The 12,313-nt window shown below is 69.3% G+C and carries 10 protein-coding genes; 8 read left to right on the top strand and 2 right to left on the bottom strand.

Going from position 1 to position 12,313, the window contains the following annotated elements; translation table 11 throughout:
- Positions 1–194 precede the first annotated feature (194 nt).
- Together ACFE6Z_RS10555 and ACFE6Z_RS10560 are read left to right on the top strand one after the other, a co-directional pair.
- A complete protein-coding gene (locus ACFE6Z_RS10555; RefSeq protein WP_375385650.1) occupies positions 195–1,667 on the top strand; it encodes a DUF222 domain-containing protein in 1,473 nt (490 codons plus the stop codon).
- Between the two features lie 100 nt (positions 1,668–1,767).
- Entirely contained in the window at positions 1,768–2,400 is a 633-nt protein-coding gene (locus ACFE6Z_RS10560; protein WP_375385651.1) for an ArsR family transcriptional regulator, read from the top strand.
- Between the two features lie 39 nt (positions 2,401–2,439).
- Here ACFE6Z_RS10560 and moaA read toward each other — a convergent pair whose 3' ends face one another.
- Positions 2,440–3,537, bottom strand: coding sequence for a GTP 3',8-cyclase MoaA (gene moaA, locus ACFE6Z_RS10565; protein WP_375385785.1), 1,098 nt, complete (start codon positions 3,535–3,537; stop codon positions 2,440–2,442).
- A gap of 209 nt (positions 3,538–3,746) precedes the next feature.
- Here moaA and ACFE6Z_RS10570 point away from each other — a divergent pair, with 209 nt between their 5' ends.
- The 6 genes from ACFE6Z_RS10570 (at position 3,747) to ACFE6Z_RS10595 (ending at position 11,697) form a co-directional block, all read left to right on the top strand.
- The gene (locus tag ACFE6Z_RS10570) at positions 3,747–5,192 is read left to right on the top strand and encodes a cytochrome ubiquinol oxidase subunit I (RefSeq protein WP_375385786.1); all 1,446 of its coding nucleotides are present in this window, start codon (positions 3,747–3,749) and stop codon (positions 5,190–5,192) included.
- Between the two features lie 9 nt (positions 5,193–5,201).
- A complete protein-coding gene (gene cydB / locus ACFE6Z_RS10575) occupies positions 5,202–6,233 on the top strand; it encodes a cytochrome d ubiquinol oxidase subunit II (RefSeq protein WP_375385652.1) in 1,032 nt (343 codons plus the stop codon).
- A 42-nt stretch (positions 6,234–6,275) separates the two neighbouring features.
- Complete coding sequence (gene cydD / locus ACFE6Z_RS10580) at positions 6,276–8,009, top strand: thiol reductant ABC exporter subunit CydD (protein ID WP_375385653.1); 1,734 nt, start codon at positions 6,276–6,278, stop codon at positions 8,007–8,009.
- The gene (gene cydC / locus ACFE6Z_RS10585) at positions 8,009–9,679 is read left to right on the top strand and encodes a thiol reductant ABC exporter subunit CydC (RefSeq protein WP_375385654.1); all 1,671 of its coding nucleotides are present in this window, start codon (positions 8,009–8,011) and stop codon (positions 9,677–9,679) included. Before cydD ends, cydC begins: the two co-directional genes overlap by 1 nt.
- Positions 9,680–9,768: 89 nt before the next feature.
- The gene (locus ACFE6Z_RS10590) at positions 9,769–11,496 is read left to right on the top strand and encodes a SulP family inorganic anion transporter (protein ID WP_375385655.1); all 1,728 of its coding nucleotides are present in this window, start codon (positions 9,769–9,771) and stop codon (positions 11,494–11,496) included.
- A 9-nt stretch (positions 11,497–11,505) separates the two neighbouring features.
- Complete coding sequence (locus ACFE6Z_RS10595; protein WP_375385656.1) at positions 11,506–11,697, top strand: hypothetical protein; 192 nt, start codon at positions 11,506–11,508, stop codon at positions 11,695–11,697.
- Position 11,698: 1 nt separating this feature from the next.
- Here the strand turns inward: ACFE6Z_RS10595 and ACFE6Z_RS10600 are convergent, their stop codons facing one another.
- Positions 11,699–12,310: a GNAT family N-acetyltransferase gene (locus ACFE6Z_RS10600; protein WP_375385657.1), complete on the bottom strand. Its 612-nt coding sequence runs from the start codon at positions 12,308–12,310 to the stop codon at positions 11,699–11,701.
- Between the last annotated feature and the right edge of the window lie 3 nt (positions 12,311–12,313).

Below are 12,313 nucleotides of genomic sequence, written 5' to 3' on the forward strand. Positions count from 1 at the left end.
TGCGGCGTTCCTCCAGCCCGTCGCGAGCGTTCGTCCATCCCGTCGCCGACGTGACGCTCACTCCGCGAAGCTCGGCTGATCGCCCCGAGATCTGATGCCTGCCGACGCCTCCCCAGGACCCCTGCGTGTCCGAATCCCTCCACAGGCTCTCGTATTTCTGTTCTGATGTCTGAGGGTCCTGTCACGATAGCTGTATGAACATCCTCACCGCGATACGCGACCGGGTCGACCGGCTTGCGGCGTGGGATGAACTGGATGTCGAGGCTGCGGCGTTGCCGTCGTGCGCGGTGCGGTTGAGTGATTCGTCGGTGCTGGATGCTCTGGCCGACGTGACAGCGTTGGCCAATGACGCCGCGCGGTTGCAGGCCGTGCTCGCCGGTGTCGCGGCGCAGCGTTCTCGACGTGACGACGGAGGCGGAGGCCTTGCTGCCGGGCAGGGATTCGCGTCGCCGGTGTCGTTGATCCAGTCGATCACGGGCGGAACGAAGGCCGACGCCACCCGGCAGGTGCGGGTCGGCGTGGCGCTGGTGGAAGGCGCCGCCGGTGAGCCGGCCGATCCGACAATCAAGGCCGCGGCGCCGTGGCATGAACCACTGCGCACCGCGCTGCTCAGCGGCGCGCTCACCCCCGCTCAGCATGACGCGATCCGCGGCGGGCTCGGCGAACCAGCGGTGATCGGCGACATCACGATCGACTCCGAGGCGGTCTGCGAAGCGTGGACCCTCGCCGCGGAAGGTCTCGTGGCAGAGGCGTCTCAGATGCCCGTGGAGGAGCTCGGCAAGCGAGCGCGGATCATCCGTGACCTGCTCGACCCCACCGGCGCCGAAGCGCGCTTCGCGAAGCGGTACGAATCGCGCGCGTACCGGATGTGGACCGACGCCGACGGTCAGCACCACGCCAAGATCACCTACGACGACGAGATGGCGCTGTGGGTGCGGACGATCCTCGACGCGGCACTGCGTCCTCGCCGGGGCGGACCGAGGTTCGTGAACAGCGCCGACGTCACCGCGGCCGACAAGCTGCGCGACGATCCCCGCACCAACGATCAACTCGCCTACGACCTGCTCATGGACGTCCTGCGCGCCGGAGCACTCGCTTCTGCCAGCGATGTGTTCGGTGCCCGCCAGCCGGGGGTGCGTCTGGTCACGGTGAACGACATCCAGGGTCCGCGAGACGCATTCGGACGTCTCCTCGGCACCGGGCAAGCCGAAGACGGCGGCGATGCGTTCCCGGGCTCCGTGATCGATCGTGCGGTGTGCGCCGCCGGCACCGTGACGATCACCGCGGATCGACACGGGAACCCGCTCGACGTCGGACGCGCGCACAGGCTGTACACCGCTACGCAGACGCTTGCTCTCGCCGCACGCGACGGCGGATGCATGTGGCCCGAATGCACACGCCCCGTCTCGTACTGCGAAGCACACCACATCGACCCCTATGCCGACGGCGGACGAACCGACATCGACCGCGGCATCCTCCTCTGCCGACACCACCACATGACCCTGCACAACCACGGATGGAAGATCACCCGAAACGGCCATGAGAACTTCATGCTCCACCCACCCGGCGGCCGCCGACCCATCGCCCTGACATCGAAAGCGGCGTGGAAATGGGCCTGGGATCCACCACCACCACAACCCCAACGCGCCGGCTGGCGAGCCGCGTGAAGGACGCGAATCAGACCTGGATATCTCGACATCAAGAAGAAATCCCTCGACGTCGAGAGGCTTCATCCAGCCGCTCGCGGGCCCCATGAATAATGAGGCCATGTCCTCCACGACAGCCGGATACAGCGCCATCTCCAGCTACAGCCGCGTCGAGATCCTGCGACTGCTGACCGAGCGGACCCGCCGCACGATCACCGAATTGAGCGAGGCCACCGCCCTTCACCCCAACACCGTCCGCGAGCACTTGCAGCGCCTCGAGGCCGACGGACTCGTCGTCCGCACCATCGAGCACCGCACCACGCGCGGCCGGCCGCGAGTGCTGTTCACCGCTGTCATGGGTGAGGCGGCCATCTCGAGCCCGGTCGCCAAACGGAAGGTCCGCGAAGCGGCGAACCGCGGCGATCTCATGCGGCGGATGATCCCGGACGCCGAACCCGACACGCGCGACCTCGACCCCGACGCGCTCCACCAGCTGGACGCGATCGTCGAGCACCTCGCCGACTCCGGGTTCGACCCCGCCTTCGACGCTCACAACCTGACGCTCGAGGTGAGGCGGTGCCACCATCAGGCGACGCAGGCGGACCATCGCGAGACGTTGTGCGCCGTGCACCTCGGCATCATGCAGGGCGTGCTCACCGAAGCCGGCGGTCCGCTGCGCGCCGTCGCCGTGCGCCCCGAGGGCGTGCCGAACGGCTGCGTCCTGCAGCTCGCACGTTCGCACGCCGCCGCCTGATCGCCGAGCGCCGGAGCGCCGGAGTGCGAGTATTCGGCGTCAGCCGCCGATCGCGTTCATCCCTCGCGCGGGCTGGAGGAAGCTCGGGTCGTTGATCGCGTGACCAGGGAGCTTTCCGCTGACGCAGGAGCGCAGCATCCGATCGATGCCCAAGTCGATCGACGACGCTTCGGCGGGCTCAGCGATTGATCTCAGGATCGGCACCAGGTCGTACTCGGTCGTCGAGAAGAGACAGTTGCGCAATTGCCCGTCGGCCGTCAGCCGCAGCCGGTCGCAATCACCGCAGAACGGTGCGGTGACCGACGCGATGATCCCGACCGTGTGCGGGCCGCCATCCAGCGTCCATCTTTCGGCGGGCGCTCCCCCGCGCCCCGGGATCGGCGTGAGCTCCCACCGCTCCGAGAGAGCGGCGAGGATCTCGTCGCGCGTCACCATCTGGGCGCGGTCCCACGTGTGCCCGGCATCCAGCGGCATCTGCTCGATGAACCGCAGCTCGGCGCCGTGCTCGACCGCGAAGGCGACCAGATCGGGCAGCTCGTCGTCGTTGACACCCCGCATCGCGACCGTGTTCAGCTTGAGCGGACGAAGACCGGATGCTGCGGCCGCCGCGATCCCCTCGAGGACGTCGTCGAGCCGATCGCGCCGCGTGAGTTCGCGGAACCTCTCGCGGTCGAGCGTGTCGATGCTGATGTTCACGCGGTGCAGCCCCGCGTCGATCAAATCGGGCAGCAGCGCTGCCAGGCGGATGCCGTTGGTCGTCATCGCGAGCTGCACCGGCCCGTCGGCGCCCACGATCGCACTGAGGCGCCGCACCACCTCGACGATGTCGGCCCGCAGCAGCGGCTCACCGCCCGTGAGCCGGAACGTCGTGACGCCGTCGGCCGCAGCGACCCGCGCGATCCGCTCGATCTCCTCGAGGCTCAGGATGCTGGAGCGCGCCAGCCACTCGTTCCCCTGCTCGGGCATGCAGTAGGTGCAGCGCAGTGAGCAGCGATCGGTGAGCGAGATCCGAAGATCGCGATGCACGCGCCGGTGCGTGTCGACCAGCGGTGCACCGAGTGCGGCGGGCGCAGCATCCGTCCGGCCGTCCGTCGGGAGCGCTGCACGGACGCCGATCATGACGGGAACAGCCGTCATGATCGCGAACTCGCGCCGCATCGTGCACTCATCCTTCGAGCGTAATCGCGACCTCACCGCGCGGGGCCGTTTTTCACGGCCCGCGGCACTGGCGTGAGTCGGGTCGATGCGGGAGCCTGGACGGGCACGGGAGAACTGCCCATGGCGTGTGGTCTGACCACATGTTACTGTGGTCAGACCACACTCTCAGAGTGATCGGAGGCACCTCGGTGGACCTGCTCGACCCCCTGCTGCTCGCGCGTTGGCAGTTCGGTCTCACGACCCTCTACCACTTCCTCTTCGTGCCCCTCACGCTCGGGATGGCGCTGACCGTCTCGATCTTCCAGACGGCGTGGTTCCGCACCGCGAACCTCAAGTGGCTGCACCTGACCCGCTTCTTCGGCAAGATCTTCCTGATCAACTTCGCCATGGGTGTGGTGACCGGCATCGTCCAGGAGTTCCAGTTCGGGATGAACTGGTCGTCGTACTCGCGCTTCGTCGGTGACGTGTTCGGCGCACCCCTCGCGTTCGAGGGGCTCATGGCCTTCTTCTTCGAGGCCACCTTCATCGGGTTGTGGATCTTCGGCTGGGACAAGCTGCCCAAGGGCCTGCACCTGGCCAGCATCTGGATCGCCACGATCGGCGCCTGGTTCTCGGCGTATTTCATCCTCGCAGCCAACGCGTTCATGCAGAACCCGGTCGGCTACAAGATGGCGGCCGACGGCCACCGCGCCGAGATGACCGACTTCTTCGCGGTTCTCACCAATCGGGTGGCCCTGGCAGCCCTCCCGCACACGCTGTTCGCCGCGTTCATGATGACGATGGGCGTCATCGTCTCGATCTCGGCGTGGCACCTCGTGCGTCGGCGCAACATCGAGATGATGCGCACGTCGCTGCGCTACGGCCTGTGGGGCCTGATTATCGCGTTCGTCGGCGTCGCCGTCTCGGGCGACCAGCTCGGGCTCGTGATGGTCTCGACCCAGCCGATGAAGATGGCCGCCGCCGAAGCCCTCTTCAACACGGCGTGCGGGGCGAACGCCTCGTTCTCGGTCTTCACTCTCGGCACACCGGACGGAACCTCCGAGCTCTTCTCGATCCGCGTGCCCTACCTGCTGTCGTTCCTGTCGACGCACACCTTCGATGGCTGCGTCGAAGGCATCAACGACCTGAACAACGCGTATGCGACGCAGCTCTTCCCGCAGTTCGCCGACCGGGTGAACGGCAACTTCGCGCCGGTGCTGTGGATCACGTACTGGTCGTTCCGCTGGATGATCGGGCTCGGCGGCATCGCCGCGCTGGTGTCGGTCGCGGGCCTGTGGCTCACCCGCAAGAAGGCTAAGCGCGAGGTACCCACCTGGGCGTGGCGTCTGGCGATCTGGGCATGGCCGGCGTCGCTGTTCGCAATCCTGGTGGGCTGGGTGTTCACCGAGATGGGTCGACAGCCCTGGATCGTGTTCGGCCTGATGCTCACCCAGGACGGCGTCTCGCCGAGCGTCCCGGGCTGGACGGTGCTCATCTCGCTCGTCGCCTTCACCGCGATCTACGCGATCCTGGCGGTCGTCGAGATCGGGCTCATCATGAAGACCGCGCACACCGGGCCTGAACCCCTACCCGGTCCGGGCGACCCGGATCCGACGGATCACGCGCTCGAAGACACCCCGACGACGGTCTACTAGGAGCCCGCCATGGATCTCGCATACGTCTGGTTCTTCATCATCGGCGCGCTCTTCGTCGGCTACTTCGTGCTCGACGGGTTCGACTTCGGAGTCGGGATGTCGCTGCCGTTCCTCGGCAAAGACGACATCGGCCGCCGCCAGATCATCAACACGATCGGCCCCGTGTGGGACCTCAACGAGACGTGGGTCATCGTCGCGGGAGCCTGTCTGTTCGCGGCCTTTCCGGAGTGGTACGCGACGATGTTCAGCGGCTTCTACCTCGCGCTCCTGCTGATCCTGCTCGCCCTGATCCTCCGCGGCGTTTCCTTCGAGTATCGCCACCAACGCGACTCACTCCAGTGGAAAAAGGGCTTCGACACGATGATCGTCGTCGGCTCGGCCGTGCCGGCCGTCCTGTGGGGCGTGGCACTGGCCAACATCGTGCAGGGCGTCCCGATCGACGCGAGCCACGAGTTCACCGGCTCGCTCCTCACACTGCTCAACCCCTACGGCCTGCTGGGGGGCCTCACCACCCTGCTGCTGTTCTTCACCCACGGCGTCTACTTCGTCGCGCTGAAGACCGACGGCCAGGTGCACGACGACGCCCGCACGCTCGCTCGGCGAGCCGGGATGATCACGGTCGTGGTGGCCGCGATCTTCCTGATCTGGACGATCTTCATCGCCGCACGCAACGGTGCGCCGCTCATGGCCGCCGTCATCGCGTGTGCCGCGATCGCGGCGGTGTGCCTGGTCATGTCGATTCTGTTCAACCTCCGCGACCGCGAGGGCTGGGCGTTCGGCTTCGGCGCCGCGACCATCGTGAGCGCCGTCCTCACGCTGTGGTTCGCGCTGTTCCCGAACGTGATGGTCTCCAGCACCGACCCGGCCTTCAGCCTGACGATCGACAATGCCTCCAGCACCGACTACACCCTCACGATCATGACGTGGGCCGCCGTCATCTTCCTCCCGCTCGTGCTCGTCTACCAGGCGTGGACGTACTGGGTCTTCCGCCGCCGCGTCTCGCGCACGCGCATCGAGAAGGCGGCCGCGGTCGCGCATTGAGGTTCTCGGTCCGCAGCTCCGACGGTAAGGCAGGATCGAATGATGGCTTCGGACTCCGCTGACGCGCCGCGCGACAGCATCCGTCCCGTCGACCCCCGGCTGCTGCGCTACGCGAAGGCCTCGCGCGGGTTCTTCGTCGTCATCGCCCTGATCGGCGGCACGCAGACACTCGTGATCATCGCGTTCGCGTGGCTGCTGACACGCGCGATCGTGGGCACCATCGACGGGATGCCGGCACCCGAGCTCGCCACCACACTCGGTCTGCTCGCCCTCGTCGTGACCGTGCGCGCCATCCTGCTCTGGGCGCGCGACGCCGTCGCCGCCCGAGCCGCTGCCACCGTGCAGGCGCAGCTGCGCGGCGCACTCGTCGATGCGGTCGGCACGCTCGGCCCCGCGTGGCTCTCGTCGCGCAACTCCGCTCAGCTGGCGCTCACGGCCGGCCACGGCCTCGACGCCCTCGAGGCCTACTTCGGGCGCTACCTGCCGCAGCTCGTGCAGACCGTGATCGCCACACCCCTGATCATCCTCGTGATGTGGTGGGCGGACTGGATCAGCGGCCTGACGGTGCTGCTCACGCTCCCCCTCATCCCGCTCTTCATGGCACTGATCGGCATGGCCACCCGGTCGGTGCAGAAGCGTCAGTGGAACACCCTGCACGCGCTCGCCGTGCGGTTCGCCGATACGGTGCAGGGCCTGTCGACCCTCAAGGTCTTCGGCCGCCAGCATCGCGCCGCAGCATCCATCGAACAGGTCACCGAGCGGTACCGCACCGAGACGATGCGCGTGCTGCGCATCTCGTTCCTCTCGGGGTTCGCCCTCGAACTGCTCGCGAGCATCTCGGTGGCGATCATCGCCGTCACGATCGGATTCCGGCTGCTCGACGGATCGCTCACCCTCGCGGTCGGGCTCTTCGTGCTGCTGCTCGCGCCCGAGGCATATCTGCCGATCCGGCAGGTCGGCGTGCAGTTCCACGCCGCCGCCGAGGGCGTCGCCGCGACCGACGACGTGTTCGAGGTGCTGGATGGTGCCGGCGGTGCGGGTGCCGCCGGTGCGGGCCCCGCCGCCGAGACGAGGAGTTCCGGCCGAGTGGCGGACTCCCCGTCCGAGGTCGTCCGCACCTCGACCGATTCGACTCACGCGGGCGAGGGGCTGTGGGTGCGAGGTATGCGGGTGGAGCGCGGCGAGCGGATGCTGCCGCCCCTCGATCTCGAAGTCTCCGCGGGCGAGGTGGTGCTGGTGGAAGGGCCCAGCGGCGCCGGCAAGTCGAGCCTGCTCGCGGCCCTGCGGGGCGCCGCGCGATTCGAGGGGACGGCGACCTGGCGCGGACGCGATGTTCGCGAGCTCTCCGCCCCGACCTGGATCGCCTGGGCCGGACAGCAGGCGGGCCTGATCGCCGGACGGATCGGCGACAACGTCGCGCTGGGCGACACCGAGCCCGATCCCGCTCTGGTGCGAGACGCGCTGCGGCGTGCGTGCGCGGGCGAACTCGACCCCGACTTGGAGCTCGGTGTGCAGGGCACCGGGCTCTCGGGCGGCCAGGCGCAGCGCGTCGCCGTGGCCCGCGCGTTCTACCGGCACCTGCGCGCGCGAGCCGAGGTGCTCGCGATCGATGAGCCCAGCGCCGCCCTCGACGCCGAGACCGAGGCTCGGCTGTGGCGGTCGGTTCGCGAACTGGCGGATGCCGGAGCCGCCGTCGTCCTCGTCTCGCACCGCACGAGCGCCCGCACGATCGCCGATCGCGTCGTGCAGCTGTGGCCCGTGGAGGTGAACGCGTGATGAGCGCCACGACGACGGAGTCGGTCCTGCGCGGCGCCATGCCCCCGCTCCGACGGTTCTGGCCGGGCGCGGCATCGGCGTTCGCGTCCGAGGCATCCGCCGTCGCGCTCCTCGCGGTGAGCGCATGGCTGATCGTGCGCGCGAGCGAACAGCCGATCGTGCTCTACATCTCGGCTGCGGTCGTCGGCGTCCGCCTGTTCGCGCTCACCCGCGCGACCTTCCGCTACACCGACCGGCTCGCCAGCCACGACGCGGCCCTGCGCCAGCTCGCCTCGTCGCGGTCGTCGCTGGTGAGACGTCTCATCCCGCTCGCACCCGACGGACTCGCCCGCACACGCCATGGGTCGGTGCTGGGCGCCCTGGTGGACGACGTCGACGACCTGCAGAACCTGCCGTTGCGGGTCGTCCAGCCGCTCGTCGCGTCCGCGACGGTCGCGCTGGGTGGCGTCGTGCTCGTGGCGTTCATCTCGTGGCCCGCCGCGCTGACCATGCTCGGATGCCTCGTCGCAGCCGCCGCCGCGGCGACACTGTGGGGCTGGGCCTCCGGCGCCCGCGCCGAGCGCGCGATCGCCCCACGGCGCGCCGCCCTCGCCGACGCGCTCACCGATCACCTCGGCAGCCTCGACGTATTGGCGGCCTACGGTGCGCAGGACGCCAGTCGCGACCGCATCCTCGCCGCGGACGCGCGGCTGCGCCAGGCGATCGTGCGGCGCGCCGGCGCCCAGGCCGGCACCGCGGGCCTCGTATCGGTCCTCGCCGGGCTCGCGTCCATCGCCGCCGTTCTCGTCAGCGCGCCCCTCGTCTCGGCCGGATCCCTCGCGGGCCCGGAGCTTGCGATCGTCGTGCTCGTGCCGATGGCGGTGTTCGAGGTGTTCGCCGCCGTCCCGCTCGCCGCCTCGGCGTGGCGGCAGGTGCGCGCCTCGGCCGAGCGCATCGCCGACGCTCTTCCCACGGAGCTTCCCGACGGCCTCGTCGCCGATACCGTCCTCCCCACCGGCGTCGGTCCCGCCTTGGGCACCGGCCTGCGCCTCCGCGGCGTCTCTTCGCACTGGCCCGGAGTCGCAGCGCCGTCGCTGAGCGGAGTGGACCTCGATGTACGACCCGGCGAACGCCTGCTCGTCGTCGGCTCGAGCGGCGCGGGCAAGACGACCCTCGCGCACGCGCTCGTGCGCTTTCTCGACATCTCCGGCACGTACGAGATCGGCGATCGGCCGGTGCAGGCACTCGCGGCCGACGACGTGCGGCTGACGGTCGGCCTGTGCGAACAGCATCCGATGCTCTTCGATGAAGACGTCCGTCAGAACCTCCTCTTCGCGCGCGAGACGGCGACGGATGCCGAGCTGCTCGAGGTGCTCGACCGCGTCGGGCTCGGGCCGTGGGTCCGCGAGCGCGGCGGCCTCGATGCCCGTGTCGGCGAGCGCGGCGCGCTCGTGTCGGGCGGGCAGGCGCAGCGCATCGCGCTCGCCCGCGCGCTGCTGCGCGGGTTTCCGGTGCTCGTGCTCGACGAGCCGACGGCCGGGGTCGATCCCGCCGCCTCCGACACCCTCCTCACCGATCTGCTCGGCGCCGTGGGTGCGGATCAGTCGGTCATCCTCATCTCGCACGTCGCGGTGCCGGCGGGGCTCGTCGATCGCGTCGTGCGCATCGAGAACGGCCGACTCGAGGGCTGACGGCCGCCCCGTCGGCCCCGCAGGTCGCCCGCCTGAATCACCCTTCCCGGGCGAGTCGCCGCGCGGGGCGCTGGCCATAGCATCCAGTCATGTCAGCCAACCCCGCGCCCGCTCGACGGCGTCTGCCCCTCCTGCAGGGCATCCTTCCCGTGCAGATCAAGCGGGTGCCTGCCGACATCGCCGCCGGCGCCACCCTGGCTGCCCTCGGCATCCCCGAGGTGATGGGCTACACCGCTATCGCCGGCATGCCGGTGATCACCGGCCTCTACACGATCCTGATCCCGATCGCCGTGTTCGCCCTGCTCGGCTCGTCGCGCCACCTCGTCGTGGGTGCCGACTCGGCGACGGCGGCGATCATGGCCGCGGGGCTCGCCGGGCTCGCGCCCCTCGCGTCGCCGCAGTACGTGCAGCTCGCCGGTGCTCTCGCGATCATCACGGGGCTCCTGCTGATCCTCGCCCGTGTGGCCCGGTTGGGGTTCATCGCCGACTTCCTGTCGCGGAGCGTGCTGATCGGCTTCCTCACCGGCGTGGGCATCCAGGTGGCTCTGGGGCAGTTCGGTGACATGCTCGGCATCCCCGCTCCGACGTTCACCAAGACGTGGCCGGGCTCCAGCGGCACGATCGAGAAGTTCTTCGCCACGATGGCCGACCTCGGGAGCCTCAACTGGCCCACGGTCTGGGTGTCGCTCGCCGTGCTGGCGATCGCGCTCACCACGAAGATCTTCGCGCCGAGCGTTCCGGGGGCCCTGATCGCGGTCGTCGGGGCGATCATCGTCAGCTGGCAGTTCGATCTCGCCGCCGACGGCGTCGCCGTGCTCGGCACGGTCCCCAGCGGCCTGCCGCAGTTCGGCATCCCGGCGATCACGTGGGCCGAACTCGCACCACTGCTCGGCACCGCGGGTGCACTGTTCGTCGTCATCCTCGCGCAGAGCGCCGCCACCTCACGCGCCTACGCGGCGAAATTCGAGGAGCAGTTCTCCGAGAACACCGACCTCGTCGGCCTCTCACTCGCCAACATCTCCGCCGGTCTTTCAGGCGCATTCGTCGTGAACGGCAGCCCGACCAAGACCCAGATGGTGACCGGTGCAGGCGGTCGCTCGCAGATCGCATCGCTGACGACCGCGTTCATCGTGCTCATCGTGCTGCTGTTTCTCACCGTGCCTCTCGCGTTCATGCCGACGGCGGTGCTGGCGTCCGTCGTCTTCCTCATCGGCGTCGAACTCATCGACATCAAGGGCCTCCGGCATGTGCTGCGGATCCGTCGAGGCGAATTCGCGGTCGCGGTCATCACCGCGCTCGTCGTGGTGACGGTGGGTGTGGAGCAGGCGATCATCCTCGCGATCATCCTGTCGATCATCACGCACCTCAGCCACGGCTACCGCCCGACGGACGGCGTGATCATCACGGCGCCGAAGGAGATGAGCGAAACCGTCCCAGTGGCCGCAGGAGCCACCAGCGAGCCCGGACTCGTGGTCTATCGCTTCGCCGCGAGCCTCTATTTCGCCAACGCCAACCGATTCAACGAAGAGATGCTCACCCTCGTCGGCGAGGGCGCCCCCACCGTGCGGTGGCTCGTGATCGACGCGGCGGCGATGTCGGACGTCGACTACAGCGGCGGTGAGACGGTGATCCAGGCCTTCAACGAGCTGAAGGACCGTGGTGTTCATCTCGCGTTGGCCAACGTCGCCGACAACGTCCGTGCGCACCTCGACCGCTCGGGCATCACCGCGCTGCTCGGCGACGACGCGTACTACCCGACGATGGCCGACGCCGTGAGGGCTTTCCGGGCCGCGCCGCCGGTGGTCGCATCGCGATAGCGTCGCTGGGTGCTCTCCGTCCGCCGCGCCACGATCGACGACACCAGGTCGATCGCCGACATCCGGATCCGGAGCTGGCGCGTCGCCTACGCCGGGCTCATCGAGCAGCACGTGCTCGACGCGAAGCGGGATGCTGCGCCCGGCCGCCCCGCGCACTCGCTGCGCGAACGGCGGCGCGTGCGTGACCTGACGGCCGGCTGACTCAGCCCGCTTCGGGCCTCAGCGTCATCCCGAACGCCCGCACGCCGGGGTGCGACGGGAGCGGGGTGAACCCGACCCTGGGATAGAACGCGATCGCTCCGGAATTCGTGTCCGAGGCGACGAGGTGCAGCCCCGTCACTCCACGCCGGCGGAGAGCCTCGACGAGCGTCTCGATGAGCCGGCGCCCCCATCCACCGCCCTGCGTTTCGGGCAGGAGGTCGATGTGCAGGTGCGCGGGGTAGTCGCCGCCGTAGGGCTCGGCCCCCGGAGCCCGTGCGTACGCATAGCGCAGCGTGGCGTCCTGCCGCGTGCGCTCCTGCGCGGGCCTGGGCCAACGAGCGCCGTGCTCGGGCCACCATTCGTCGCGGAACCACGCCTCGAACGCGTCGGTGTCGGACGTGCCGACGATGTACCCCACGACCCGGCCGTCGTCGGCTTCGACCACGGAGGCGAGGTCCGGATGCCGCGCGACGTAAGGCAGGACGAAGATCTCGGCCCAGATCGCATCGTCGTCGAAGATGCCGGTGGCGTCGGCTCCGGCATCCGCTGTGCGCAGGCAGATGTCGGCCAGCGCGGGTTCGTCACCCGATCTGAAGGGGCGGATGCGGGGCATCCG

This window comes from uncultured Microbacterium sp. (assembly GCF_964244775.1).
Lineage (GTDB): Bacteria > Actinomycetota > Actinomycetes > Actinomycetales > Microbacteriaceae > Microbacterium.

What these genes read in the sequence shown, in the direction of transcription:
- ACFE6Z_RS10600 (WP_375385657.1), bottom strand. Translation starts at nt 12,310, where the DNA reads ATGCCCCGCATCCGCCCCTTCAGATCGGGTGACGAACCCGCGCTGGCC.
- ACFE6Z_RS10555 (WP_375385650.1), top strand. Translation starts at nt 195, where the DNA reads ATGAACATCCTCACCGCGATACGCGACCGGGTCGACCGGCTTGCGGCG.
- ACFE6Z_RS10560 (WP_375385651.1), top strand. Translation starts at nt 1,768, where the DNA reads ATGTCCTCCACGACAGCCGGATACAGCGCCATCTCCAGCTACAGCCGC.
- ACFE6Z_RS10590 (WP_375385655.1), top strand. Translation starts at nt 9,769, where the DNA reads ATGTCAGCCAACCCCGCGCCCGCTCGACGGCGTCTGCCCCTCCTGCAG.
- cydB (WP_375385652.1), top strand. Translation starts at nt 5,202, where the DNA reads ATGGATCTCGCATACGTCTGGTTCTTCATCATCGGCGCGCTCTTCGTC.
- cydC (WP_375385654.1), top strand. Translation starts at nt 8,009, where the DNA reads ATGAGCGCCACGACGACGGAGTCGGTCCTGCGCGGCGCCATGCCCCCG.
- cydD (WP_375385653.1), top strand. Translation starts at nt 6,276, where the DNA reads ATGGCTTCGGACTCCGCTGACGCGCCGCGCGACAGCATCCGTCCCGTC.
- moaA (WP_375385785.1), bottom strand. Translation starts at nt 3,537, where the DNA reads ATGACGGCTGTTCCCGTCATGATCGGCGTCCGTGCAGCGCTCCCGACG.